Annotated in this window: 31 protein-coding genes; 24 read left to right on the top strand and 7 right to left on the bottom strand. The window is 39.5% G+C overall.

Features of this window, described 5'->3' with window-relative positions; genetic code table 11:
* The first annotated feature begins 69 nt into the window (after window positions 1–69).
* A complete protein-coding gene (locus BSG1_RS03035; RefSeq protein WP_006835352.1) occupies window positions 70–261 on the top strand; it encodes a hypothetical protein in 192 nt (63 codons plus the stop codon).
* 391 nt (window positions 262–652) lie between these two features.
* On the opposite strand, the gene BSG1_RS03040 is transcribed toward BSG1_RS03035, so the two are convergent.
* Entirely contained in the window at window positions 653–952 is a 300-nt protein-coding gene (locus tag BSG1_RS03040; RefSeq protein WP_006835353.1) for a hypothetical protein, read from the bottom strand.
* Between the two features lie 405 nt (window positions 953–1,357).
* Between BSG1_RS03040 and BSG1_RS03045 the strand changes: the two genes are divergently transcribed.
* The 8 genes from BSG1_RS03045 (at window position 1,358) to BSG1_RS03080 (ending at window position 6,013) form a co-directional block, all read left to right on the top strand.
* The gene (locus BSG1_RS03045; protein WP_006835354.1) at window positions 1,358–1,633 is read left to right on the top strand and encodes a hypothetical protein; all 276 of its coding nucleotides are present in this window, start codon (window positions 1,358–1,360) and stop codon (window positions 1,631–1,633) included.
* A gap of 3 nt (window positions 1,634–1,636) precedes the next feature.
* Window positions 1,637–2,044 (top strand): hypothetical protein, encoded by a 408-nt coding sequence (locus BSG1_RS03050; protein WP_006835355.1) that lies wholly within the window; start codon window positions 1,637–1,639, stop codon window positions 2,042–2,044.
* 17 nt (window positions 2,045–2,061) lie between these two features.
* Window positions 2,062–2,454, top strand: coding sequence for a DUF4181 domain-containing protein (locus BSG1_RS03055; RefSeq protein WP_044022256.1), 393 nt, complete (start codon window positions 2,062–2,064; stop codon window positions 2,452–2,454).
* A 76-nt stretch (window positions 2,455–2,530) separates the two neighbouring features.
* A complete protein-coding gene (locus BSG1_RS03060) occupies window positions 2,531–2,773 on the top strand; it encodes a hypothetical protein (RefSeq protein WP_044022257.1) in 243 nt (80 codons plus the stop codon).
* A 150-nt stretch (window positions 2,774–2,923) separates the two neighbouring features.
* Entirely contained in the window at window positions 2,924–3,157 is a 234-nt protein-coding gene (locus BSG1_RS03065) for a hypothetical protein (RefSeq protein WP_006835358.1), read from the top strand.
* Window positions 3,158–3,461: 304 nt separating this feature from the next.
* The gene (locus BSG1_RS03070; RefSeq protein ID WP_006835359.1) at window positions 3,462–3,740 is read left to right on the top strand and encodes a hypothetical protein; all 279 of its coding nucleotides are present in this window, start codon (window positions 3,462–3,464) and stop codon (window positions 3,738–3,740) included.
* Entirely contained in the window at window positions 3,741–5,387 is a 1,647-nt protein-coding gene (locus BSG1_RS03075; protein WP_006835360.1) for a sodium:solute symporter family transporter, read from the top strand.
* A gap of 56 nt (window positions 5,388–5,443) precedes the next feature.
* Window positions 5,444–6,013 (top strand): YIP1 family protein, encoded by a 570-nt coding sequence (locus BSG1_RS03080; RefSeq protein ID WP_006835361.1) that lies wholly within the window; start codon window positions 5,444–5,446, stop codon window positions 6,011–6,013.
* Window positions 6,014–6,160: 147 nt separating this feature from the next.
* On the opposite strand, the gene BSG1_RS03085 is transcribed toward BSG1_RS03080, so the two are convergent.
* Window positions 6,161–6,622, bottom strand: a complete 462-nt coding sequence (locus BSG1_RS03085; protein ID WP_156791356.1) for a FixH family protein — start codon at window positions 6,620–6,622, stop codon at window positions 6,161–6,163.
* Between the two features lie 17 nt (window positions 6,623–6,639).
* Window positions 6,640–8,016, bottom strand: a complete 1,377-nt coding sequence (locus tag BSG1_RS03090; RefSeq protein ID WP_006835363.1) for a PepSY-associated TM helix domain-containing protein — start codon at window positions 8,014–8,016, stop codon at window positions 6,640–6,642.
* A gap of 848 nt (window positions 8,017–8,864) precedes the next feature.
* Between BSG1_RS03090 and BSG1_RS03095 the strand changes: the two genes are divergently transcribed.
* Both BSG1_RS03095 and BSG1_RS03100 read left to right on the top strand, forming a co-directional pair.
* Window positions 8,865–9,224 carry a hypothetical protein gene (locus BSG1_RS03095; protein ID WP_006835366.1) on the top strand — a complete coding sequence of 120 codons (360 nt, stop codon included), beginning with the start codon at window positions 8,865–8,867 and terminating at the stop codon, window positions 9,222–9,224.
* Between the two features lie 115 nt (window positions 9,225–9,339).
* Window positions 9,340–9,810, top strand: a complete 471-nt coding sequence (locus BSG1_RS03100; RefSeq protein WP_006835367.1) for a hypothetical protein — start codon at window positions 9,340–9,342, stop codon at window positions 9,808–9,810.
* A gap of 418 nt (window positions 9,811–10,228) precedes the next feature.
* On the opposite strand, the gene BSG1_RS03105 is transcribed toward BSG1_RS03100, so the two are convergent.
* Complete coding sequence (locus tag BSG1_RS03105) at window positions 10,229–11,098, bottom strand: TetR/AcrR family transcriptional regulator (RefSeq protein WP_006835368.1); 870 nt, start codon at window positions 11,096–11,098, stop codon at window positions 10,229–10,231.
* Between the two features lie 265 nt (window positions 11,099–11,363).
* On the opposite strand from BSG1_RS03105, the gene BSG1_RS03110 reads away from it, so the two are divergent.
* Together BSG1_RS03110 and BSG1_RS03115 are read left to right on the top strand one after the other, a co-directional pair.
* Window positions 11,364–14,426 (top strand): efflux RND transporter permease subunit, encoded by a 3,063-nt coding sequence (locus BSG1_RS03110; protein ID WP_006835369.1) that lies wholly within the window; start codon window positions 11,364–11,366, stop codon window positions 14,424–14,426.
* Window positions 14,427–14,818: 392 nt separating this feature from the next.
* Window positions 14,819–16,135, top strand: coding sequence for a cytochrome P450 (locus BSG1_RS03115; RefSeq protein ID WP_052302346.1), 1,317 nt, complete (start codon window positions 14,819–14,821; stop codon window positions 16,133–16,135).
* Between the two features lie 176 nt (window positions 16,136–16,311).
* On the opposite strand, the gene BSG1_RS03120 is transcribed toward BSG1_RS03115, so the two are convergent.
* Together BSG1_RS03120 and BSG1_RS03125 are read right to left on the bottom strand one after the other, a co-directional pair.
* Window positions 16,312–16,797 (bottom strand): DUF4825 domain-containing protein, encoded by a 486-nt coding sequence (locus BSG1_RS03120; protein WP_044022258.1) that lies wholly within the window; start codon window positions 16,795–16,797, stop codon window positions 16,312–16,314.
* 130 nt (window positions 16,798–16,927) lie between these two features.
* On the bottom strand, window positions 16,928–18,040 hold the full coding sequence (locus tag BSG1_RS03125) for an AI-2E family transporter (protein WP_044022259.1): 1,113 nt from the start codon (window positions 18,038–18,040) through the stop codon (window positions 16,928–16,930).
* 518 nt (window positions 18,041–18,558) lie between these two features.
* On the opposite strand from BSG1_RS03125, the gene BSG1_RS03130 reads away from it, so the two are divergent.
* The 10 genes from BSG1_RS03130 (at window position 18,559) to BSG1_RS03190 (ending at window position 24,657) form a co-directional block, all read left to right on the top strand.
* Window positions 18,559–18,816 carry a hypothetical protein gene (locus tag BSG1_RS03130; RefSeq protein ID WP_044022260.1) on the top strand — a complete coding sequence of 86 codons (258 nt, stop codon included), beginning with the start codon at window positions 18,559–18,561 and terminating at the stop codon, window positions 18,814–18,816.
* 49 nt (window positions 18,817–18,865) lie between these two features.
* Window positions 18,866–19,084, top strand: a complete 219-nt coding sequence (locus tag BSG1_RS03135; protein WP_006835374.1) for a hypothetical protein — start codon at window positions 18,866–18,868, stop codon at window positions 19,082–19,084.
* The gene (locus BSG1_RS03140) at window positions 19,081–19,785 is read left to right on the top strand and encodes a DUF2711 family protein (protein ID WP_006835375.1); all 705 of its coding nucleotides are present in this window, start codon (window positions 19,081–19,083) and stop codon (window positions 19,783–19,785) included. Before BSG1_RS03135 ends, BSG1_RS03140 begins: the two co-directional genes overlap by 4 nt.
* A 93-nt stretch (window positions 19,786–19,878) precedes the next feature.
* Window positions 19,879–20,061: an SE1832 family protein gene (locus BSG1_RS03145; protein WP_006835376.1), complete on the top strand. Its 183-nt coding sequence runs from the start codon at window positions 19,879–19,881 to the stop codon at window positions 20,059–20,061.
* Between the two features lie 165 nt (window positions 20,062–20,226).
* Window positions 20,227–20,790, top strand: a complete 564-nt coding sequence (locus BSG1_RS20055; protein WP_006835377.1) for a VanZ family protein — start codon at window positions 20,227–20,229, stop codon at window positions 20,788–20,790.
* Between the two features lie 289 nt (window positions 20,791–21,079).
* Window positions 21,080–21,547, top strand: coding sequence for a GNAT family N-acetyltransferase (locus BSG1_RS03160; protein WP_156791382.1), 468 nt, complete (start codon window positions 21,080–21,082; stop codon window positions 21,545–21,547).
* A 350-nt stretch (window positions 21,548–21,897) separates the two neighbouring features.
* On the top strand, window positions 21,898–22,182 hold the full coding sequence (locus tag BSG1_RS03165; RefSeq protein WP_006835381.1) for a hypothetical protein: 285 nt from the start codon (window positions 21,898–21,900) through the stop codon (window positions 22,180–22,182).
* Between the two features lie 1,315 nt (window positions 22,183–23,497).
* The gene (locus tag BSG1_RS03180; RefSeq protein ID WP_006835384.1) at window positions 23,498–23,746 is read left to right on the top strand and encodes a hypothetical protein; all 249 of its coding nucleotides are present in this window, start codon (window positions 23,498–23,500) and stop codon (window positions 23,744–23,746) included.
* A gap of 23 nt (window positions 23,747–23,769) precedes the next feature.
* Window positions 23,770–24,150 carry a hypothetical protein gene (locus BSG1_RS03185; protein WP_006835385.1) on the top strand — a complete coding sequence of 127 codons (381 nt, stop codon included), beginning with the start codon at window positions 23,770–23,772 and terminating at the stop codon, window positions 24,148–24,150.
* 111 nt (window positions 24,151–24,261) lie between these two features.
* Window positions 24,262–24,657: a hypothetical protein gene (locus BSG1_RS03190; protein WP_006835387.1), complete on the top strand. Its 396-nt coding sequence runs from the start codon at window positions 24,262–24,264 to the stop codon at window positions 24,655–24,657.
* 138 nt (window positions 24,658–24,795) lie between these two features.
* On the opposite strand, the gene BSG1_RS03195 is transcribed toward BSG1_RS03190, so the two are convergent.
* On the bottom strand, window positions 24,796–25,095 hold the full coding sequence (locus BSG1_RS03195; RefSeq protein ID WP_044022263.1) for a hypothetical protein: 300 nt from the start codon (window positions 25,093–25,095) through the stop codon (window positions 24,796–24,798).
* Between the two features lie 176 nt (window positions 25,096–25,271).
* Between BSG1_RS03195 and BSG1_RS03200 the strand changes: the two genes are divergently transcribed.
* Window positions 25,272–25,646, top strand: a complete 375-nt coding sequence (locus tag BSG1_RS03200) for a nucleotide excision repair endonuclease (RefSeq protein ID WP_044022264.1) — start codon at window positions 25,272–25,274, stop codon at window positions 25,644–25,646.
* Window positions 25,647–25,744: the final 98 nt, after the last annotated feature.

Genomic DNA, 25,744 nt, shown 5'->3' on the forward strand with positions numbered 1-25,744 from the left:
GAGTCAGGTATAATCTTCTTCACAACAACAAAAGGTAATATCAGTGAAAATTGGCAGGAGGTATAAAGGATGAATTTCACCAAAGAAGACCAGGCAATCATCGAGCAGGCCTTAAAAACAGCATGTGCCAATACGAAGGACCATCACGCAGTCTTTCAATATCAAAAGGTGCTACAGAAATTCCAAGGCAACAGTGAAATGGAAGTATCGGCAAATCAGGACGGTTTTCGTTATGACTACGATGATGCTTCGGATGTTTGACTAATAGTTAATTGTTAGAATGGTGTTCTGAGGGTTATAGCACACGGAAGAAGAATGCCGATGATTTTGGCATTCTTTATTTTCGTCCAGGTAGATTTTTTCAGCTGAATAGGGAGCATCAAACTGGAATATATATGGTAAAATAAATACAGAATCTTCTATAAAATGCAGGGAGGAAAAGGAGAAATTTATAGGGATGGTTAAAGATTTCAAACACATGGTTTAAGTTTAGGAATATAGACGGCTGTGCTTGATAGTGGTGAAGAATTGCAATATCTTATAAAAGTTGAGAATAAGGTTTGAAATGGATATTTTTTCTGGTGGAATGGACGTTCAGGGAACAACAAAAAAACGGTCAGCGGCACTGACCGTTTTGGGGTTTAAAAATGCCTCAGTTATTTTCATTCTCTTCTTCTTTCAACTTTTCTATTTCCATATGAGTCTGCGGAAAACCGTTTGCCTGCCATTCTTCGCGGTAGGTATGGTCCAGTTCAGACAGTCCTTTCTCAGCGTCTGACTTGTCGGCATCGACACTTTCCATTTCGTCATATTTCGTGTTATTCATCAAGTCAACATCTTCGTCTACTTCGAATTTGTCTTTCTTTTTTTTCTTGTAAACCGCAGTGGCCAGTGCAGCTCCTCCGGCGGAAACGGCAGATCCAATAATAACGTTCTTAGTCATTTTTTTCATCAGTAACCCTCCTATTGAATTATTCTCTACTACTCTATTACTTACCCTAAAGTTCGTATAGATAAAACGTAAAAATATGGAGGGAGTGTGTAAAGCGTTTGGGCACATCCCTCTACTATAAATTCAATTAAAACTACTGATGAAGAACTTCATTTTTGGTCTGCTTAAAAACTGTTAAAAAATTATATTATGATACCATTATAAACCTGAATATTCATTATAATATGTTTAAATGAAACTAATTACCCTTTGATTTCTTCTAATTCAAAGGTGATATTATTTTAAAGGAGAGGGATTAAATTGTTTCGAAGAATGGTGATTCTTATTGTATCTTTATCATTGTTAGCGGCCTGCAATTCTAGAGAAGTTACCTTTTCAGGATAAACAGATAACTGGAAGGCTGAATTGGAATTCATCCAAAATAGCGATACTTTTGAACGTCAGGATTTCTTGCTGAAATATAAAGGCGATGAAGTTGAGTCTGTTGGGGAGATTGCCTATAGCGTTGACAGCATAGGCAGTGGTTTTGGCAGAGAGGGAGAATCATTGGCGGGTAATGGCACTATCAGAGATACCACGGAATCCAGAACAAGAAATGCGGAGATTCCTGAAGATACTGAAATTGAAGTCACAGTAGAATGGAATGATGTTTCTGAAACATTTACATTAACCAAGGAATAAAGGGTGCTCATAGAGGGGGATAAACATATCAAATTCAGCAAGGAAAGAACAGTAAAAGATTGGACCGTTTTCTTAGCGGCAGCATTGGTAATTGTAGGCATTGCTCTGTATTATGTAGTTTTTTTCACCCCTAAAGATTCACTTGAGCTATATCAAACCATTTCAACTGCAGATGATTATAAAGATGTGCAGTCTTTGGTGTTAGAGGGGTACGGAGAGAATTTTAAAGAAAAGGATTATATGTTTATGAAGGATACGTCCGCGAACAGTGTAAATCAATTTACCCTATTCCAATATGAAGAAAAATCTTATCTAATTATGACTACCCCGGGAACTGAACGATTAAAGGTGCTTAGAGTTGATGAGCTGCCTGAGGATATTAGAGAATACTTTCTTACATTAACTCGTTGAATTCAGGAGGGATAAATGTGCTCTGGGTAAAATTTGGATTGTTTGTACTAATTGTGTTTGCCATAGTCTCAGCTGTTAAGTTCCTATTAAGAAAAACTTTCAAAATAGAGAAGGTTAAAAAGAATTTATTTTCCTATAATTATATTAATGATTCTCATCGTAAAGTTGATAAATGGGTGAGGATAGTAACTGCACCTACCCTAATGGTTATGGCATTACTGATAATCAATAAAGGTTTAATCAATCTATACTTAATCGCAGTCATAATACTATTCACATTAGACTATGGTGTAAGGGCATTTTTCGAGCTGAAATATAGTGAATTTCCAAAACAAGCGATATTAACGATAGCCGAAATGCTTCTGGTATTAACGGCATTCATAATTGTGGTTCAATACTGGATTGCTTAGTTCTTTCTGCTGAAACACATTGCCCTGAAGATATATTTTAATGTGGTTTCCTGGAATAAAAGGAGAGAGCTTAAACATGATTAAAAAAATTATAGATATTTTCATTATCATTGGAATTGGGTTAATGTTAATTCACTTCTTTGTTAAAGATTTTGAGATCCCCACCAATTTGATGCCTGTTTTTTTATCGGTATTTTTTCTCCTGATAGGAATCGGAAAAGTACTGGATAGACAGGTTTGGCAAGGTTATTTCCTTATAGGCACCGCTGTTATTATGGGGTTGGTAATGATAAAAGCTTTATTCGAAAACTTGTTATAACTTCATGGGAAGGCTGTATTTCTTAGCAGGATCTTCTATAGATGCATTATTAGACTCATAGTAAGCAGCAACAAAGCTTAAGAAAAGAGTCTTTCAGAAGACACTTTTTACATAGTGGTACGTAAATAGGAAAAGGGCAGGTGAAAATAGGTGAAAAAATATGTAATATTTATTATTAGTTTTATTTTGATGTATGTAATTGTACAAGTTTTAGCGGGCTGGGTTTTGACAGCACTTTATGCTCCTACTTTCCCTGCCAGCACCAGTGGATTACCACAGGAAGTAGAGTTTGGACAAGTTACAACTATTGGATTCCTGTTGTCATTAATCGTTGCAACCTTAGCATTCTATTTCACTCAAAAATTCACACGCACTAGCAAGTAGTGGTGCTGATAAAGCTTGTCCTGGACTGGATAAGCTTTTTTATATGGGCTGAGCTTTAAATAATTATATTTCAATAATAATAATTAAGGGATAGAGAGTTCTATTTAACTATCGGCAATGAAAATACAAACTTCAGGATTCTCTAATAAAATAAAAAAATTTGCAATTTTCTAATAAGTTTGTTGTATAATAGTCACATAAGACAGCTTTGTTATACATAACACACCAATTGGATAGGAGGTTGTTTTCTAACATAAAACGATTGAGCGTTCGCTCACAAAATTAAAAAGCTAGGAGGACTAGTATGGGAGCTTATAAAAAAGAAGTATGGTTTACGATCGGAATGACTGTACTATTTTTAGTTGCTGGGAACATGGGGCTGATCTTTACCATTTTTCCTGTAGAGGGATATTGGTTTGGTTTCCCGATAATGTATATCGTTCCGGTGGTTGTAGGCTGGTTTGGAGTCGTGCTGTTAACAATTGTTGCTGGCAGACTCGGCAATAAAATTGATGCTGCTATTGAAGCTGAGGATAAGCGGAACCAGCAGCTAAAAGGTAATGTGGATAAGGAGGCTGTGTAAATGGAGCAGAACTGGCAATTAGAGAATCCAATCATTGGACTTATTGTTGTAGCGATCACCTTCGTATTATTTTACGGAATTAGCTGGTTTTCAAATAGAACAAGTAAATCGGTTGAAGATTTATATGCAGCCGGAGGTGGAGTGGGGGCTATCACGAATGGCCTTGCAATGGCTGCTACATATATGAGCTTGGCGACTTTCCTGGGTGTAACCGGACTCATCCTTAATTTAAAAGCACCATTCGTATTTTTATGGATTCAATTAATATTGGCAATCCCATTAATCACAATTATCTACGGTACGAGTTTGAGAAGAATGGGTGCTTTTTCACCAGCACACTTTGTTAAAGAACGTTATGGGAAATCCGCAGCTGTCATCGTTGCTCTATGGATGATCTTGATTTCCATTATGTATGCATTAGGGCAAATGATCGGTATTGCAAAGACATTTGAGATGCTTTTCGGTATCCCTTATATGACAGGTTTATTTGTAGGCGGGCTTTTGATTACTGGATATGTAACTATTGGCGGAATGAGAGGGGCTACGAACAATGCCGCAGTCCAAATGGTTATTATTGCCCTCATGTTTGTTGTACCGCTTGGTGCAATTATGAAGGCCATGGGCTCTTCCGGCTGGTTCTTCCCGCCTCTGTTTTACTCGGATATGGTGCCGGCAATGTTGAAAGCGGTTCCAGACTTTTTTGATTATCAATTTGATGCAAAATGGTATTTTGCCCTCATTCCGGCCATGACATTAGGTTCTTTAGGTTTACCTCATCTGGCCATGCGTATTTATACTGCTTCAAGTCTTAAAAGTGCACGCCAGGCAATGATCTGGTTTGCTTTGGTTCTTGGATTGGTATTCTCGGCAACTTATGCCATGGGATTTGCTGGTGTGTTCTTTAACAGCAGCAACGGCAATATGATTTCGGCAGCAGACGCTGACAAACTTACCATCATTCTGAATCTTGTTTATAATCCTGAATGGGTGACAGCACTGGTTATTGCGGGTGCCATTTCTGCTGGTGTCTCCACATTAAGCGGCAACCTGCTGGCAATTGGAGCTCTTTTATCACAAGATATTTTTGCAACATTATTACCGAATATCACTTCCAAAACAAAGATGCGTTTGGGTTACGCAGCCATTGCTTTGGGAGGACTGACAAGCGTTCTGCTTGCAGTAAAACCGCCTGCCTTCCTTGTAGTGAGTATTCTATGGGCATTTGGCCTTGCGGCGGTTACGAACGCCCCGATTATCCTGATGGGAGTTTGGTGGAAGGGCGCCAATAAATATGGGGCCATTGCATCTGTAGTTATTTCCGGAGCCATTTACGTTATCGTTTCTCCATTTGTTTTTCCAAGTATTGTTGTGAGCGGTCACGGGCTGACAGACAGCTTGGGCTTATCAGGAGCTATGCTATGCGTGCCAATTGCTTTCATCATTTTAGTGGTGGTTTCCATGATTACAAACAAAATGCCTTCACTGCAAAACAAATTGACAACACTTCAAGACCACAAATTGATTGAACGCATTCACGGATGGAGCGATGTGAATCCAGCCAGATACAACAGCCTGACTGGTGCCATTATTGTCGTAATCGCGAGTGCCTTGACTTTAATTTGGGCCTTGACACCTTGGCAATACTAACATAAAGGAGAAGGGGGGATTCCTTCCTTCTCTTTTCCTGGCAAAGGAGAGACATTATGAATCAGCTATCATCTATTTTTCGAGCGATTTTGTTGGATAAGGAAGCGACAGAAAAGCTTGCTTCCAATGAATCTTATAACAAATGGGCATTTATTTTTACATTTATCGTTGGCGCTTGTTATGGATCGGTCATTTACTTTAGAGTGCCGGAAGAATATATAACATTCGACTCTTCCACATTGCAGTCAGTTGTCTACCTGTTCCTCATTCTTTCAGGAACGGGGATGGTGTATCTTACCAGACTGGGTCTTACGCTTTTATTGTGGGCAGGAGGAAAAGCATTCGGCGGAAAGGGGTTTATGGGCATTATAAACCGGCTTACCGCATTTGCTCTTGTTCCTTCCATTGTTGGCTTGCCTTCTGTAGTTGCATTAAGCACAGGTGAACAACTGTCCCTGATAATGATAATTCTTCTGCTAATCTCTTTATTATGGATGTATTTTGTTTCGGTGCGTTTTTTACAAATCTCACAAAAAATAAAAACATGGAAGGCGTATGGAGCGGTATTGATTGCTTTTTTATTCTTTTCAAGTGTATATTACTTAACCTTGCCGCCTGCTGCCTAATACGAATTATAATTACATGGCCCTCACCAAAAGTGGGGGTTTTTAGTATTGAGCAGAAGATTTGCTAGTAATTAATTGTGAAGTGTTTTATTAATCGAGCAGAAGTTGTTTCATTTAGCTGGCGGTCACCCTAAATTCTTCTTTAAATTAGTGATGAGGTTCTTTGACCGGGCTCTCAGTCTTCAAGCCTTTTTGCAAGAAGTCCAATTCTTCTTTAGAAAGCTCTCCGACAATGAACTGCATTTGCGGGCTGATGATGGACCCGCTGCTGCCGGCATGTACTTTTACATAGTATAAACCGTCACTTTCAAAATCCTTGGTAACACTATAGGTTCCATTACCAAGTGATTCCGCTTCCTCCATAGGATAATGGACCGACCCATCCTGCTTCCAAATTTCAAAGTGAACAAAATCTGGTTCATCTACTTTTTTTCTATATTGAGTAAGGATCACCTCAATGGTTTCTTTTCCGCCTGAAAACTCTTCTGGCAAGAAAACTTTTGCCTCCAGCGGTAGTTCTTTTTTATATAAATCAGCTGCATTCTCATCGAGAGTGCAGGCACTTAACAGAAAACTAAAAAATACTATACTAACCATCAGTCTTTTCATGGCTATTGACTCCTTCATTATGCATTCAAAAACCTTTTTACTGCCGGGATTCTTTGGATAATAATCCAGTCAACAATCCAAACAACAATGAGTGACAGACCGACTAGTGGAAACAAGACCCCAAGAGCAACTAATATCGTAAAAAAGGTCTTCTTTTTAAACGTTCTTGGTCCTTTGGGTGCGCCCATTTTCTTGGTAGGTTTCCGTATCAGCCATAGGGCAAAACCACTGATGGCTACCAGGATGATTCCCAAACAGATGAACAGGGAGAACAATTGATTGATGAATCCAAATTGTGTTCCTTTGTGAAGCGTAATGCCCATTGCTACCATTTTTCCAACAAAGCCATAATTATCGTAACGATAATCCGTCAACACGGCACCCGAGTACTGATCAACATGCATGGTGATTTCATCCTGGGCTTTTGGAGGGTACGCAGATATGGTGTAGACGCCTTCTTTTTCGCTGGGAATTCTTATTGTATAACTCGGGTGGACGCCTTCACGATCAGCAACTTTCATGATTTCATCGACTGACATCGGAATAAATCCTTGGATATCTGATTTAGGGACATCCAGTGTTTCTGCTGCCCATGGTACATCGGCAATATCTTTTGTTTGCACAGTGGAAGCCGGCGCGCTGCCTGCCCAGATTGATGGCGGATAGCCAGCACCGGAATTGGTAGCGATCGTTTGGAAATTGCTGCCCCAAAAACCGGACCAAGGCAGTCCCGTCATGATCAAGACAACCATTCCTGCTGAAATCCAGAAAGCAGGGACGGCATGCAAATCTCTAAGCATGATACTTTTTCCTTTTGTAAAACGTGGGATGAACACCCCTAACACTTTCTCCTTGGTGCGCGGAAACCATAGAAATGCCCCTGTAACGACCAACACAATAGCCCAGGAGGCAGCCAATTCAACGATGCGGTCCCCGAGTGTTCCCGCCATTAATTCTCCATGTATTTCTTCAATCTTATTCATCACTCGATCATCATTGTCCAGAGAGCCAATAGATTTCCCCGTATAAGGGTCCATAAAGACAGTCAGTGACTTCCCATTCGAGGTAATGCCCACTTCACTGGAACGAGAGGGGTTCTCGCCTGGGCTGTACTTCGTTACCACGGCATTCGGATAAAGCCGTTTGACTACCTCCAGCTGCTGTGTAGCCGAGCCCCTTGTTTCTTGCGGAGTCACTTCAAAATACTCCTTATAAAGAACCTGCTCAATCTGAGGTTTGAATAAATAAACCGAGCCTGTCACAGCCAAAATGACAAGGAACGGAGCAAAAATGATCCCAGCGTAAAAATGCCATCTCCAGATTGTGCGGTATAACGCGGAATCAGGTTTTTTCTCTGTTTCATTTGTAGTGTTAAACTTTTTCACTAGTTTCATATAGTTTCTCCTTAGGGTCAGAATACAAGACTCGTAGATTATAGCAGGCAATTGTGAGGAAAGTATGAAGTTGGGAAAATAATTTGTGTCTGCTTTTGCTACAGGGTGGGCAGGAGGGGAGATGATGTTATCGGGGATGGGGACTGGGTTTTACAGGCCTGTCAGAGAAAGGTTTGTCTTTTTGGGAAAGGACCAGATTTTACAGGGGGAGTTAGAAAAATGGACTATTTTTTATTGAAATGGACTAAATTCTAAGACGAGAGCAAGAAATGCGGTCTATTTTTAGCGGGTATGACCCAAATTTCCCGGAGAGAGGAAGATAAACGGTCTATTTAATATTGAAATGGACCATATTTTACGTGGATGGCTGGAAATTGGACTATTATTCTTAAAAAGTGTCCAAGTTTTACACGGAGAGCAAGAAATTCGGACTAATAACTTTAAAACAGGGCTGGACCAACTGAACCCTGCTATAAAGATTAACCATAAAAATATGAAACTTTCTCTTGTAAACAACGTAAGTAATTACAAACATAGAAGGGGAGAAATCCAATGGAGTATTTTAACAGACTCTTTAACAGACTCAAGGAAATTCACCGTCTGCAGTGGGAGTTATTTATAGATTATTGGTATTTACATATTGCTCTATTGGTAGTGGGATTACTACTGGTTGTTTGGTGGATTTTAAAAAGATAACAATTTCTGCTTCGAGCAGAACCTTTAGTAGTCACTGTTTAAAGGAATCGCATTTTTATTGACTGGATGGCCACTTCCTAAAATTGTAATATATGAAACTATTCTTGTTCATAAACGTACTTGTATTCAGACACAATTATGAGAGGTGAATTATGGAGTTAAATTACAAGACTTCACCAGTGGACCAGCCTGTTGCCTTACCCCGGATTTCAGTAAGAGCAGTGATGAATTTTATAGGAGTGGTGATATTTGGCGGTTTACTGTTAATGCCGTTTACACTGCCAATTTCTTTGAGCAGCGGTTTCGAATTTTACCAGAGTGAAAAAATAGCTATGAATGAGAGTGAGTTTGTGGAATATACACTGTTTACATTGGGAAGTGGTGTGCTTTATTTTTTGCTCGCTAACATATATTTAAGGGGACAACAATGGAGAAGGGTATTCTCTATTATTATAGCTTTATTAGGTTTATTCAGTGTTATCTGTATATTTTATTTAGTAATGCATTCCTAAATTTAATATTAACGAAAAATTTATTGAAAGACATTAAAGAAGCGAAAAATGTTAGTTTCTTACAATTTATTCTCTGATTAATCATGATATACTGTTAAAAAAGGAGGTGATTTATATGGAAAAGACCCTAACATTAATTCTCAATGAATTGAAAGATCTTAAGGGAGGCGTTAATAATCTTACCAAAGGCCAGCAAGAACTGAGACAAGATGTAAATGATCTTGCCACAGGCCAGCAAGAATTGAGACAAGATGTAAATGATCTTGCCACAGGCCAGCAAGAATTGAGACAAGGTCAACAAGGATTGAGACAAGACGTTCATGCTCTAACCGAAGGCCAGCAAGTACTTATACAAGACGCGAATGATCTGAAGGTAGGCCAATTTAAACTTCAGAAAGATGTTTCAATTGTTAAGGATAATTTAATCAGTGGACTTGGTCCTTACTTTGAAGGCATTGAGAAACATATCGATAACAAGACAGATGAAATAAAAGATACATTAGAGGGACAACAGCGGGTAATCGACACTCTAGCAGCACGTTCTATTAAGCATGAGAGCGAAATGCAACATTTTAAACGTGCTTAAAAGTCAGAGTCCAGATGTTTTTCTTACGAGAGGATTACCTGACTTTTTTGGTGTTCCTAGTTCTCCTCAAACTTAACTTCTACGTAGAAACCTCATTTTATTAGACCACAAGAAAGCTACTTAAAATATTCCACATTGAAATATTTGAATCATAGTATCAAATGAGAATACCCTAAAAAGGCTCAGATACACTGAGCTTTTTTAGGGTATCTTGTTCTTACGCTGTTTTCGTATATATTGTTGCTCTCGGAAAAATCCAAAGAGTCGGATTTTTCCCTTGGAGACATGTGCTTTTTTCCTGAACGATGTGAATTAGCTCTTTTCTAGCTTCATTACCAGTATATTTACTGTGAATCAAGGCATATCTCAGGAAATTTATATTAAATAGCAACAAACTTTAAGAAAAGGCGTCTTTTTCTTAAGAAAAGAGCTCTAATTCCAACTCCGCTGCTTCCTTTCTCAACTCATTGACCTCAGACAGCAAACTGAACATGCCCTTGATGACCAGTTCATCTGGCTTTGATTTGCGGCATTCTTCGGAGATGCGGTCCGCTATGTTGATGTATTCTCCGGAACTTGGTAAGGAATGAATTTTATCATACAGGTTCTTCCATGCTTCCTCGCGTTTTTCAAAGGAGATGAAGGTACCTTCGCGATCCATATTGACGGAGAATGGCTTCATGATTTCGTCATCCAGGAGAGGGGTGCTGTTTCCTTTGAAGTAATCTTCTGCAAGGATGGAGATCTGCCGGACGATATGATTACCCAGTTCTTCTGGATCAAGTCCGCTCTCTGTTGAAATGAGCAGCATCATATAGGAGGAATAGATGGACTGCGTCATCCACATAAGATCCCATTTGTAAGGCATGATTTTATCTCCATACAATTGTAGAAGGTTGTGTTCCAGCCAGCTGAATAATCTGCCTCTCATCCTATGTTCCATTGCGGCTAATTTCTCGCTGTTTTTCGTTGTATCGCCTCTCATATGCATTTTCATATAAGATTTGTATTCCACTATTCCCTCAAATTGGACCTTAAACTGCTTTGCCAGCCGTTCTTCTCCTGGCATATTCGCATCCAAGCCGACAACGTACGCCCGCTCAAACACCAGCTGCTGATAATGCTCATAGATCGAAATGATTAAGTCCTCCTTGGAGTGAAAAAATGAATACAGCGACCCTTTTGAGATGCCGATGCTATCCGCAATCTGCTGCATCGATGTTTTTGCATACCCATGTTCGGCAAAGAGTTCAACTGCAGCTTCGAGAATTGCCTTCCGCTTATTCATGGTTTTCACCTTCTTTCTTTAAAACTCTTATGTGGTTGTTTCCTCTAAATCACTCAATTATAGCATATACATGAACCTCCATAACTCATGGACAGGGTACACCTATACGGATTATCATTAGCACATTATCACTTGACTATCTCCAATATCCCTGTAGAATGACTAATGAGTCAAGTGAAATAATACTATCATATCAATGGTTAATCACAGATGTTAATTTAATTTTGACCGATGAGTCGGACGCCAATCAGGGAGGTTGTTTTTAATGTTGAAAGCGATTTTGAAACGGTCAAGGATCACGCTTATATTCGTGTTGTTATTCGTGATCATTGGAATCTTTACTTTTTTCCAGCTTCCGCAAAGGGAAATACCCGAAACAGAAGTCAATATTGGAACAGTGTCGACTGTTTATCCAGGAGCGACCGTTGAGACCGTCGAACGGACCGTCACCAATCAGATCGAGGATTCCTTGCAGTCCATTGATGGGGTAAGTGAACTGAACTCATCTTCTGCTGCCGGCTTCTCTACTATTATTGTAGAGGTTGAGGACGGCGCTGACAAAAAAGAAGTGTTCAGTAATGTGCGCCAGGCAGTTTCTGATGCTGCGGCAGGCTTTCCGGATGAAGTTTTTGAACCGGAAGTCAATGAATCTATAGTAAAATTGCCGATCGTTTCTTATCAGCTGACGGCTGAAACCCGTGAAAGCCTTGAGGCATTGAGAGGCGAGCTTGACCGCTGGACTGACGAAGTAACAGAATTGGCCGGTGTTGAAGGGGTGGCGGTGAAAGGGTTGTCTGACGAAGAAATCCTGATCAAGCTTCAGCCGGATGCTTTGAAAGAAGCGGGCTTGAATGTCGGCAGTGTCATGTCAGCGATCAACGCTGAGTTTTATCCGACACCGCTAGGGAAACAAGAGATTGATAATGAAGTCGTGCAGTTATCTGTAGAGAACTATTCATCGATTGAAGAAATGAATGAGGTCTTCATCGGAAAAAATCCTCAAGGAGAGTCTGTGTTGCTCGGCGATGTTGCAGATGTTGAAGTGACTCCTAAAGAAGTAAAAGACCTGATCACGTTTGAAGGAAAGCCTGCAATTTCCTTTACGGCTTTTGTGCAGGCGGGTGAGGACATCCCGACTGTCGATGAACGAGTCAGTGAAAAGGTAGGAGAGTTGGCGGAAGGTTTGCCGGAGGGAATCGAACTGGTTCCATATTATTCACAGGCGAGCCAGGTAACCGATATCTTTGACGGGCTCTTCACGTCACTCGCGATTTCTGTAGTGGCGGTAGTTATTGCAACTTCACTCGGTTTAACCGGTTCGGGCGCTTTTGTCGTTGCGCTAGCTGTCCCGATTTCCGTGTTGATGGGATTGATTCCGCTGCCATATGCAGAAGTAGACCTTAATCAGATTTCTGTCGTTGGAGCCATTATCGCGCTCGGTATTCTCGTAGATGACTCGATTGTCGTCAATGATAATATCCAAAGACGATATAAACTTGGGGACGGTGCATTGGCAGGTGCGATTACCGGAGTAAAAGAAATTTGGGTGTCAATCGTAACCTCATCATTCGCGATTGTATTCACCTTCCTGCCGCTCGTATTTTTATCCGGCGGAAACGGTGCCTTCATTCGTGCATTGCCGACCGTGTTGATTACAACAATCGTTGCTTCTACACTGGTTGCACTGATTTTTGTTCCAGTGATGCGCTATCTTTTATATAGTAAAACAAGGAAAAAAATTTCGGATTCTCCTGGGTTCCTTGGAAAGCCTTTGGATAAACTGGCTGATTTTTATGCTGATACGATTCTAAAGAAATTTTCGAAGCGTCCGTTTATTACGTCGCTGATCGGCCTGGTTTTTACAACGGCAATCTTTGGATTAGTCGTCCTGACACCGTTTGAATTTTTCCCGACTGCGGACCGTGAAGAAGTGACGATTGATGTGACACTTCCGCTCGGCACGACGCTCGAGGAAACAGCTGGCACACTTGCTGAAATGGAGGAAGTTCTGAAAACAGACGAGGGCGTCTATGAAACAAGTGTGTTTGCGGGCACCGGAGTTCCCAACTTGTTTACAGGATCGATGTCAAATACTGGTTCCAACACCGGTCAGATCGTAGTCCGTGTGGACCGGGAAAATCAAACAGCAAAAGGTTTAATCGATGATTGGACAGAAAAGTTAAGGGACGAATTCCCTGATGCCGTACTTTTCATGGAAACGATCCAGCAGGGACCTCCAGTCGGTGCACCTGTAACGGTGACCGTATCAGGTCCAGAATTAGAGCAGCTTCTCCAACTGCGGGATACAATCATTGAAGACATCAATAAGCTGGAAACAAACTTAGTCGTAGATAATGTCGGGGAATTTGCGCCAACCATTGAATATATTCCTAATCGTGAATTAATGGAAGAGAACGGAATTACCGTCAATCAAATCAGTGAGCAGATCCGCCTCGCAACAGAAGGGATTCCTTTGAAATCGTTCGACAATGGAATCAAGAAGCGGGATATGACCATCGTGCTTCAAGGGGATGAAGGAGAGCTTGACCTATCTGCTCTGGAAGTACCAGCAGCAAGTCCGAATCTTGCAGGACCTCCTGCACTGATTTCTTTGGATGACTTAGTAACGATTGAAAAGAAAGAAGAAATCCAGCAGATTCCACATAAAGACGGCGAACGGGCTATCACCATTCGTGCGTTCCCGCTTGATGAGGAAGGCTATAAAGAAAATGTTCAAAACATCGTAGCTGATATTAAAAATAACCTGAATAAAAACTACAGTGTGACAATTGGCGGGGAAAATGAAGCACAGGAAGATTTCTTCTCGGAGATCATCATCCTGTTCACAATCGTTATTTTCCTCGTGTATCTCTTGATCGCGCTGCAGTTCAACTCCCTGTCACTGCCATTCCTTGTACTGGTCGCTGTGTACCTGGCCATTGCCGGAGCCATTCTTGGATTGTTCGTGACACAAACACCAATCAGCTTCTTGGGCGTCATGGGAATGGTATCCCTGACAGGAATCGTCGTCCGGAACTCCATCGTACTGATAGAGTTCATCGAGCAGCGTAAAGAAGACATGGATGTAAAAGAAGCCGTCGTGGAAGCAGGACGAACAAGACTGCGACCAATCTTGCTGACAGCGTTGACGTCCATCGTTGCATTGCTCCCCGTCGCCGTAAGTGGAGATGCCCTATTCACACCATTAGCTGTGACGATCATTTCCGGTATCTTGTTCTCAGCGATATTGACGCTGTTGATCGTGCCGATGTTGTACCTTGTGTTCGACCGTTTTAGACGGAATAAAAAAGAAAAAGCAGTTTCATAAGGTTTGTTTGAGAGAAGTCTTTGGCTTCTCTTTTTTTATAGCTTGTGAGGTTAAGGGGAGGTCGTTGATAGAACAGTGAAAGTCGAAGATAGCCGTGCAGCGGGAAGATTAATTTGCTTTCCGGAAGGATTGGTACTGAGCTGGAATTTATCGTTTTGTTGATAGAACCGCCATTTTCGACGATAGAAAGGTGAAAGTCGACGATAGAATCAAAATCTCGTCGATAGATTGAGTGAAGTCGTTGATAGAACCCCAAAACTCGTCGATACCAAAACCAAAGCTGTCTAGCCCTATCCCAACTCAAAGCACAACTCCAAAAACTTTCAAGAAAGATGTTCACTCTACCCGAATACATTAATCTGTATGAGTTTTTAAAAAGGAGTGTGTCTCATTTGGAAAAGGCCAAAACCATGACGTCGCTTCATCCGCTCGGACTCTTGAACAACTTCAGAGACGATCCATTGATGTTTTTAGATGAAATGAGGACATCGGCTGAAGATCTTGTTTCCTTCCGTTTTGCCAATCGCAGGGTGCATTTGCTGTTAAATCCGGAACTGATTAAGGAAGTACTGGTGACAAAGGCAGCCAGTTTTCAAAAGTCGAAGCAATTCCAGGAGCTGCACCCCTTGCTTGGAGAAGGATTATTAACGAGTGAGGGTCCGAAGCATCGGGAACAGAGAAAGCTCATTCAGCCTTTTTTCACACATCGTCATATTGAGAATTACATAAACGATATGATCGATGTCACGGAGAAGGCCATCGGAAATATGAGTGAACACGAAACTAGAAATGTTTCCAAAGATATGATGGAGGTCACTTTGGCAATCATCTCTAAAACAATGTTTGCGATGGATATCGAAGAAGGACATGAGAAGGTTGGAAAGCCACTGGAAGTCGCGATGGAGACGGCGACCAAAAGGATCCGTTCTTTCATCAAGTTGCCATTATCCTTTCCGTCAAAAGAAATTAAAGATTACGTCCATGCAATTAACCAGTTAAAAGATGTCGTGGAAAACGTGATTACGACCCGCGAGTCACAAAAAGAAAGATACCCTGACTTGCTAGATGCATTGATTCACGCCAAAAGTGATGAAGGAGAAGGCATGCCGAGGGAGCAGCTTCAAGATGAACTGATGACCTTGACACTTGCTGGTCATGAGACGACTGCGAATCTTTTGACATGGTGTCTGTATGCACTTGCGAAAAATGAGGGTGCTAAACGAAAATTATATAGAGAGATTGACAGAGTGTTGGGGACGAAACGGATCACCTCAGATGATCTCCCGAGATTGACCTATACTAAGCAAGTCCTGCAAGAGGCCTTACGTTTATATCCACCGGCATGGATGTTTGGGAGAATAGCCATTGAAGATGAGAGCATAGGGGACTACTCAGTCAAAAAGGGGGAAAATATCCTGGTTTCCCCCTATGTCATGCATCAAAAAATAGAGTACTTTGAAGAGCCGTTGGCGTTTAAGCCGGAGCGATTCCTGGAGAAGCAGCCGCCGTATGCCTATTTTCCGTTCGGAGGAGGACCCCGTGTCTGCATCGGAAACCATTTTGCCTTGCAAGAAGCGACTATAATTTTAGCAATGCTGGTACAAAAATTTGATGTTTGCTTGGATCCAGGTTCAGGAGAACCAGACTTTGAACCATTGATAACGCTGCGTCCGAAAAATGGGTTGTTTTTAAGAATGGTTGAGAGGTGATGTAATAATATTATGTAAACATGCGGAAGGCTAGGAAGAAAAGTGAAATGTTAATAGAGTTGTAGAAGGTGTAATTATGCAGCCGACGCATGCTTAATTAACCACGAATATAGTCAATGGGGCGAGCAAATCGCAAAATAAAGAGCACCTTCCCAACGGAAAGTGCTCTTTGACCATCATTCAAAAAACGCATTCACTTGTTCTTCATCCTGTAAGTATTCCTGAATGAACGCACTCAACTCATCTTCGCCGGCAAAGTCCCTCAGGTCTTTTCCATACCAGTTTTCTATTTCTTCTCTTGTCACCGTCATTTCTTTTTCAAGAAAATTAAATTGCACCCAGTCAGCATTCTTCACCAACGAAAGAATAATGGAGGCATTATAGAGTGCCAACTCATTGTAGTTGGTAACCTCGTCTTCACTGATATGGGCTTCTTCATAATTGATAATGATGCCATAAGGTTCGTCGGTCGTTTTTAGTTCCAACCCATTCATTTGTTCACCGTTCGGCATTGGCAATTCCCTGGTGATATTTCCGACCGCACCGTTATCTCCAACATAGGAGTCCTTATATTGGAATAGGTCTTCTTTTTCGGTCAATGTGCCTGAATCACAGCCATTTAAGAATAGGAATGCCATCAAAACAACTAGTATCTTCTTCATCAATTTCCCTCGCCAACATCATTTTTTTGTATATGTCACTGTATTACGTAAATCATCCTTATTTAGTTTCAGATTTTTATGAAAAAACCCAGAGAACAATCCCTTAATGGGTCATTCATCTGGGTTTACGTCATCCTTCCACTTCAAGTTCCATCCGCATCTTCGCTTCTTTCCTTGCTTTTAAGAACTTAACTAAATTGATGATGACTGTTTTGATCACCGCATAGGTTGGTACGGCCAAGATCATTCCGAGTACGCCGGCTAGGTTTCCTGCAGCGAGCAACAGAATGATGATGGTGGCTGGATGGGTGTCCAGTGTTTTTCCTAAGATGAGAGGTGAGAGGATGTTTCCTTCCACCTGCTGCGCGATGACCAGTATAAGCAAGACAAGCAAGGCCTTGGTCGGTGACTCAAATAAACCGACAATGACGGCTGGTGCACCGCCAATAAGCGGTCCGACATACGGAATGATGTTCGTTACAGCGACAGTTATCGCCAGAACCAGTGCAAACCGCAGGTCAATAATCAGATAACCAATAAGGGAAAGAATCCCTACGAAAAGTCCAACCGTGACCTGACCCTGGATATAGGCGGCCAGCGTGCTTCCCGTTTCCTTCAAGATCGTGATCGCTTCTTTTCTATATTCTGAAGGAAAGAACTTGGATACCGCGATAGGGAATTTGTGTCCGTCCTTGAACATGTAGAAGAGCAGGAGCGGAACGGTCACAAGGATGATCGCAATATTGGCGACAAGCCCCAGCAGATTTTGAAAGCTTCCAGTGATCAGTGTAGGGAGATCATTGGCAAAGGCGACTAGCCGTTCCTGAGCAGTTTCCAACAGATCTTGCTGTTCGTTCATGAATTCTTTAAATTCGGCTGAACGGGACAAATTCTCAAAGTATTGAAAAGTCTTTGCAGCATACGTTGGAAGTTCATTCGCCAGTGCGGTAAACTGCTTCGTAATCGTCGGGACGATGTTTCCAATAGCGAGGACGAGCAGGCCGATGATCAACACATAGATGATCAGGATGGCAACGACCCTGGGTACTTTATAGCGCTGAATGAAATTGACAATCGGGTTCAGCAGGAAGTACAGAAACAGGGTAATCAAAATCGGGAAAAACAAAGTCGTGATAAAAATGGTAAGTGGATGAAACAAAAATGAGATTTTGGTAGAAACAAATACAATCGAAACAATCAAAAGGATTTGAATCAGCCAGAATTGCAAACTTTTTTTCGACACGGCAATACCTCTTTTTACTGTTATGTAGAGCTTGATTATATCAAGAATTGGTTCATTTAACAATGAATGGAAGGAATTTGGGAGGATTTTTGATTAGGAATGAAAAGCGTTCATGGCTTTGAAAATGAAGAATCCAGCTGTTATGAGGATAAGAGAAATTATATATCCACGGCCAATTGGAGCTTAATTTGGTCTTAAAACAGCTGGTGATTTTATGGTACTCTATAGAGGACAACTTGGTTATCAGCAAATATAAGAGGAGGATATTTTATGTATTTAATCGTTAGTACACTCCTTAGTGTCGGCTTTGTTTTTTTAATACTAATTTCATTTTTGGTTTTCTACACTGTAAAAAATAGAAAATAATGCGTTCAAGGCTGACTAATGAAACTTACATAACAACGAAAGCGTCTAATTAGAAAAGTACAGGATTAATAGGTAACTAGGATGAAAGAGTTCAAATGAAATTGAAGTGCAGTCAAGCGCTCTTTAATTTTTAGGGAACGAGGGAAGCCATTTTGAAGGATAATCATATGTATTTCCACATGATCATGGGCACGGTTGGCATGGTAATGACAGGGCTGGTTCTCATTAATTATTTTACCTTGGTGTATGATGCTCAAGGGTACGGACTTGGTATTATCGGTTACGCACTGACCAATAGTTACATATTTTACCTGGAGAAGAAGGCGGGGATTAGCACAAAAATTGTGTGGTCGCAATCCATTCTGGGAGTATTGACTCTCGGCATTGCAGCGTATTTCCTATATTTGTAGCCTTGGAGGGGAGAGAATTGATCACCTTATTGAGAAGAGTAAATGTAGTATGGCGATTATCGTATTGAGCGGTTGTTTCTATCACTTTTTTATAGGCAGGATCAATCTTAATGTGAACTTCCAGCTTTCTTTATTAGCCTCGTTGTTTTTACTAGTGGGACTGGAAACAGCACATAAAAAAGAAAAGACAATGGCTTTTCTATACTTTTTAACCGCATTTGTTGTGTTGAGTGGTCTGTTAATAGAATTAGTGAGGGTGATTCAATGAACTTTTTTTATCCGTTAAAAGGAGACCTAGAAAAAGATCCTGTGTTAATTCAATTACCGAAAGATTATTATTTCTCAGCAAAAATCTTCTATCCTTTTATTAAGATGCCAGTTGACTGGAAATCAGAGAGGAGTGCATACCCTCACATCTTTTATCCGGTAAAAGAGGATATTCTTAAGTTTGCAAGTCCTGTTTCTTGGGCTTATGTAAAAGAGAAATGTGGCTTCAATAGTATATCGGATGTGTCGAAGGCAGTTACTGCAGGGATTACAGGCGGAATTGGCAGAAAAATATATAGAAGACCTGATTTACTTATACGTCTAAATGAAGTCATTGATGAGAACACATATTATCCTCGGGAAGATGAATTTCCTGTCATTATCATGAAAAATATTTTCAAAGTGTTAGGTTCAAAAGGCGCCACAAGCATTCAATACGTAAACCTATATGACGAGCGAGGTACATATAAGATAAACGAGATCGATAGGAATATCCTTTTACAGTTGTGTTCGGGACCCATCACTATCACAGACGAGAATGAGGACTTTGTTTTCACCTGTTATTTCGACGAAGTGTCTGCGCTATTTTTCGCAAAAGAAGATGTAAGAGAAATATTAGTTCAATCGGGATTAGAAGGTGTAATCCTAGGCGATGATACTCCTCTTGTGTGGGAAAATCATCATTTCGAATTGTTGGAATAATGCTGCCTCTTTAAGCATTCATTTCATATTCCCCCATTTAACACAATTGTTTATACTATAGGTAAATAAAAAGAGAAAGGGGTCTTTACATACATGACGAAAAAGGAATTGGAATATAAGATTAGTGAGATTAAGGCTGATTACATTCGGATTCAGGGTGATCTGGAAAAGCTCGAATCTGTAGGCCGCAACACAGAAAAATCTGAGAGAAGATTAGTTGAACTTGAAAACGAATTAGCACAATTGAATAAGCAGTTAGCTTTGGTGGCTGAATAATTCCCAAAAGAGCATTTCCCTATAAGGAAATTTGCTCTTTTTTCGGTATTGTATAAAAAATTCAAATAAAATAGTTGATTTATGATAGCATTGTTAATGGTAATATAAGGAACGAAGATTAATGCCCATTATATTATTATGTTAACTAAAAGCAGGTGAATTAAATTGTATTATATCATTGATGTAACGGCAGTAGGGTCCGTAGCTTTACTTTTATACACAGTCATCGATTTTATAAGAAAAGGTAAAGTAAACCTACTGAACAGGTTTTTGTTTTACAGCTTTATACTTTATCTTCTGTTCGTGACACAACTTACAACAGGTGGGATTAATATACCGCCTCACCGTATGATGGAACCACGAATGCAGTTGATTCCGTTTTATTTTATAGGTGATTTATATACTATGTACCAAGGACACGGGCTGGATTGGTTTTTCAAAAATTCCTTAAAGCTGACTTCTTACAACCTTCTATTGCTGGTACCTATGGGTGTGTATTTATCGCTTTTATTAAAGATAAGAAATTCAAAACACGCTCTACTAATTATTTTTCTCAGCAGTTTAGTAATTGAAACGGGTCAGCTTGCTTTTTCTTATTTAGGAATTATCGAAGGAAGAGTTTTTAATGTGGATGATTTGATCCTTAACACAACAGGTGGTTTTATTGGTTATTTTCTTACTAACTCTTTAAAAAGAAGAAAAAGTAAAGGGGAGTGGAGAAATGCATAATCAGGAAAACAATAAGGGTAAAACTTTACTTTTGGTTGCTGGATGGTTATCCGTGGTACTTGCATTTTTTGAAGGGTCCCTGATTCTCAGCATTATTGCAGTTTGTATTGGTATTGTCCTAAGGAAAGATTACCATGATCGAAAAAAGGGATTGTACTTGATCATTTTTGGTATTGTAATGGGTCTGTCCGGACCGCTATTGGGGTGGTTCGTAATTAGGTCAATGCAATGAGTTTCAGAGTTTTTGAGAAAAACCATCAACAAACATCTAGGTGGAGGTACATTGGAAATGCAAATTAGAGAAGCCACAAAGAGCGATTATGAAGTGGTTCATCAACTTCAAAAACAAGTTCATGCAATGCATGTAAAAGAAAGACCAGACCATTATAAGATGACTGATACCACATTGGACCAAGAGTATTTCAATAACTTGATAGATGGGGAGAACACAAGGGTACTCCTGTTAGAAGAAGATCAACCAATCGCTTACTCCATCATTACAATAAAATACCCAACCGAAAGACCTATCCTAATGCCTAGAAAAGTTGTCTATATGGACGATTTTGGTGTCGATAGTAAGTACAGAGGAAAAGGTATGGGGAAAGTATTCTTTGAAAAAATATTGGAGTTTGCAAAGAGTATAGAAGCAGACTCATTGGAATTAAGCGTGTGGGAGTTTAACGAGGATGCTGTTAAGTTTTATGAATCAATGAATTTAAAGACAAAAATGAGACAGATGGAAATAAACTTAGACTAGCAGCGATTAGGACATTTTTGCTAAATAAAATGAAACCTTCCTGCTGGGTTTTCGTATAGTTTATTAAGGCATCTAGTGAAATTGCTAATTTAAGGGAGGCTCTATGAAAACAATACTTGAAGGAATACAGAACATTTTTTTAGATTTATTTGCAATGGGGAAAGGGTTTATCTATGGTTTTTTTATTGTTGCACTGTTTTTTCTAATCGGTGGAGCTATTTTGTACGGTTTTTTATACATACCTAATCTAATCTTTTGATTTTATTGGGATAATCAAGAAGACCTTTATTCTGAGATAATCGGTAAAGGAAGAACACCTACAAGCAAGCCATTACAACAGGAGGGATAATTTGAAGAAAGAAGCACCACCAGAGAAGTCAAAATGGCTTGTTTTCAAAAACATCACTTTAGCTGTCATCCTCTTAATTTCTATAAGATATTTATTTGATGACAACCCTTTCAATGATCACATTGGTGGGTTTTTGATGTTAGTTTTTTGGATTGTTAAAGGTCTGTTTGATTTTATTGATCAGAAAAGAAATGATGATAAGAAATCAATGATTGGGAGCCTCATTTTTGTCATCATTGGTGTTTGTTTACTACTTTGGCAAAGTATTAAATTTATCTCTGTCTAGCGCAATAACTAGAGATCAGCGGTGATATCAAGTTAATTCAAAGAGGAGATATGACCAACGGAGGTTATATGAATTTTTTTTAAAACAAACATCTAAGAAGTGGAATATTGCTTTTGAACTTTGTACTAATTGTTGTCTTAATACTGACGCTGGCTGACGGTTATTTCACTAGCAAAGAGTTAAATAACTTAACTGCGAGATTATGATATCGGAGGAACAGTTAAGATGGATATAGAGGACATATCAAAGGGCAAATATTCTTTCAAGTGTGTTAAGAATTGACCTCTAAGTTTCTATAAGTATCCAGGCCCTTATTCATATTGTGTAAGGGTCTTTTGTATAAGGCTCTTTTCGTAAACTTTGTTGTACTTAATTAACTAAAAATAGCTGATAAACAAGAAGAAAAGAGCTAATTCACCTTATTCAGAGAAAAAAGCCCTTGTCTCCAAGGGAAAAATCCGGCTTTTTGGATTTTTCCGAGAGCAACAATAAATACGAAAACAGCGTTTTATAAACAGGTAAGGAAACGATTTGAAACCTTAGTGAGTGGGTTTCCGTCTAATTAATAAGTTTAAGTTTCAAGAGGAGAAGTTTTGAAAAGATTGGGTTTGAGGACAGTGTATAAACCTTAATAATGAACTGAGAGAAGGCGATTCAATGTTTGCAAACAATAAAAAATATTGGTTCGTTAGTCTGGTCTTAGTCTGCGTAGGAACTGCAATACCGCCTCTTGGTATGAGAGTAGATGAATATTCTCCATCTTATTTTCATTTTGGCTTTCCAGCAGATTGGTTTCATTTTTATGGTGGATCTAAAGTTGATTTCGAAATTCTTGGCTTTCTATTTAACTTGGTATTTTTTTATGTGATTATTCGTCTTGTGTCCAAGATATTTAAGTAGAAGGATATTACCTTATTATCTGCCAGTGCCGAATTATGGCTTAAGGAGGGCTAAATTTGTGGTGGATGCAAAATTTTTTTAAATATTCATGGAAGGTAAACTTACTTTTTCTACCTGGTTGGTTTTTTCTGTACTCAGCCTTTCATTTAGGATTCTCCAATTGGTTCGACGGAATTATTAATAAAAATGATCTGTATTTATTAGGTTATGTCATTGGTATGTTTATATTTTTTTTGCTGACAAGAAGACAAGCAATAAAAGAATTCAATAAACAGTACAGTCCCCCTGAAAAAGAATGAATACAGTTGAACAATTTATTTCTTTCCCAGTAAGAAATGCAAAAATCTAAAGGAATATTCTGAAACACTTAAGGTCAGGTTTTCGTCTAAAAAAGTATCAGATAAAGGGGGGAGGAATGAAAAAAGGGTGGATTTCAACTATTGGCGGGATAACCTTAGGCTTAGTCATCTCCTTCTTTACACTTGAGTATAATGGTTGGAAATTTATCCGTCATGATAGGGATGGGGAGGTTTATCAAGTTACCAATGAGATTGACGTAAACCTAATAACAAATTCATTTTTTATTATTGTCGCTTCTGGAGTTGCTATTTATATAGCATTGAGGCTTGTAGAGAAATTTTCGGGCAAGAATCATCAGGCATAACGTATTAAGGGAGTCGCATTTATATGCTAAGAATAAAAACAATATCCATTCCCCTCATATTAACTCTAATTCTGATCGGATGCCAAGATAGCAACCTAAATTTAAACAATGATGTAACAGTTATTCACGTATATAAGTGGGATACTGAAGAGCTGATTGCTACTATTGATGATGAAGAGATTATAGAAGATCTTGTAAAAGAGTTAGACAACGCAAGCACACATTCTACTGAGACTATTGATTGGCAATTACCAGATTATAAACTGCTTTTAAAACAAGATAGTGAGGTTTTGTATGAGATTGGTTATTGTAAAGATATACAGAACTTTGGTAATGGAGCAGTGGGACGATATTGGGAATTCGATAAACTTTATGAAGTAAGTACAAAATTGCCTATTGAATAATTTTTTTGTTTTCACCTGCCAAATTAACAATAGGTAGATCAAGCAAAATTACTTCTGCTTCTTGTGCTAGGTTTGTTAGATACATAACCATGATGAACGGGGGAGTTTATTTTGCAGGAGATCACTGGAAACGATCTTAATCCTAATTTTCATGACATGAAGAAATTGGATCTTATAGTTCTTCAAGCAGAATTAGATGAATTACAACAAGAGAGCACCCATAAAAGGAAAATAAAAATTGCCACATCAAATTCCTTTATTATCGCTGAAAGGATTAATACGGAGGAACCTGACATTTATAAAGTTCCTTTATTAGATAAAGCGATTTTAAAGTCTGAAGATACCACATTAAAAACGATGCAAGAAGGAAGCGTTGTGAATTTGCATGCTATGATTGTGTTGAACAATGTTAAAATAATGCCTTTCTCAAACCCTGATGTCGAGATGGAATGTGAAAGTTTTGCCATTTATACGGATCATATTATGGGGATAACATTGACGGATTGAGGATGCCAGGCAGTAGGTCATTAGTTGAAATGCGATATTAAAGAAAACGGTCAGAAGCACTAGCCGCTGACCGTTTTTGCAATTATCTTACTGCTTTTTTACTGATAATTGCAGCTTAAAAATTACATACATTAAAGATCACAATTCACTCTCAGATTCCTGCTCCAGACGCTCCATCTCTGCATGAGTCATCGGGAATCCGTTGGCCTGCCATTCGGAACGATAGGTTGAATCCAATTTCGTCAGGCCGATTTCTTCCTCCTCGTAAGCTGCATTGGGGCTTTCTTCATGGTCGGCCCTCAGATCGTGTTTTGTATCTATGTCCTCATCTACAGGAAAGTTCGCTTTTTTTCGCTTTTTGTAGATAGCTGAGGCTAAAGCGGCACTGCCTGCTGATACAAGTGAACCCATTAGTACATTTCTAGTGGTTCTTTTCATCAGAATCCCTCCATATTTCCGATTGCTCTTAGGTTCCATTTTTACACTTTTGAAGTGAATTTATGTGTGATAAAATTTTCCTGAAAGAAAAATGTGTGACTGTCCATCCTAATAGTCATAGCATTCCATAGACATCTGTGGTACCATTTACCTTTAAAGGAAAAGGACGTGACCAAATGATTAACATTGAAATTCCAAAAGTGGATGTATCCATTACAGAACGCACACAATCTCCAGATAGCAATGAACCGGTGATCAAATCCGTTGAAGGCTTTATCGACCTTCACCAAATTCCGAGAGACAAAGGCGGCATGATTTTGTTTTACAACATCAATGACGACCTGTTGTTTGTCGGAAAAGCAAGGAAATTAAGACAGCGTGTGAAAAAACATCTTGAGGACAACGTTTCTCCATTGAAACCTTATCGTGAAGAAGTATATCGCATCGATGTCATGTATGTAGAAGATCCGATGGAACGTGAGATTTATGAAACGTATCTCATCAATACGCTGCAGGCTAAGTACAATGTCGATAAAGTGTTTTATAAATAAGTTTTGCAAAAAATCAGCTGGATCCTAATCAGGAATCCAGCTGTTTTTGTTATGTAAGCTTGGCCACCATCCAGCGGAAAGCGGTCGTTCTATGATTA

This window comes from Bacillus sp. SG-1, assembly GCF_000181495.1.
GTDB lineage: Bacteria > Bacillota > Bacilli > Bacillales > Bacillaceae_B > Rossellomorea.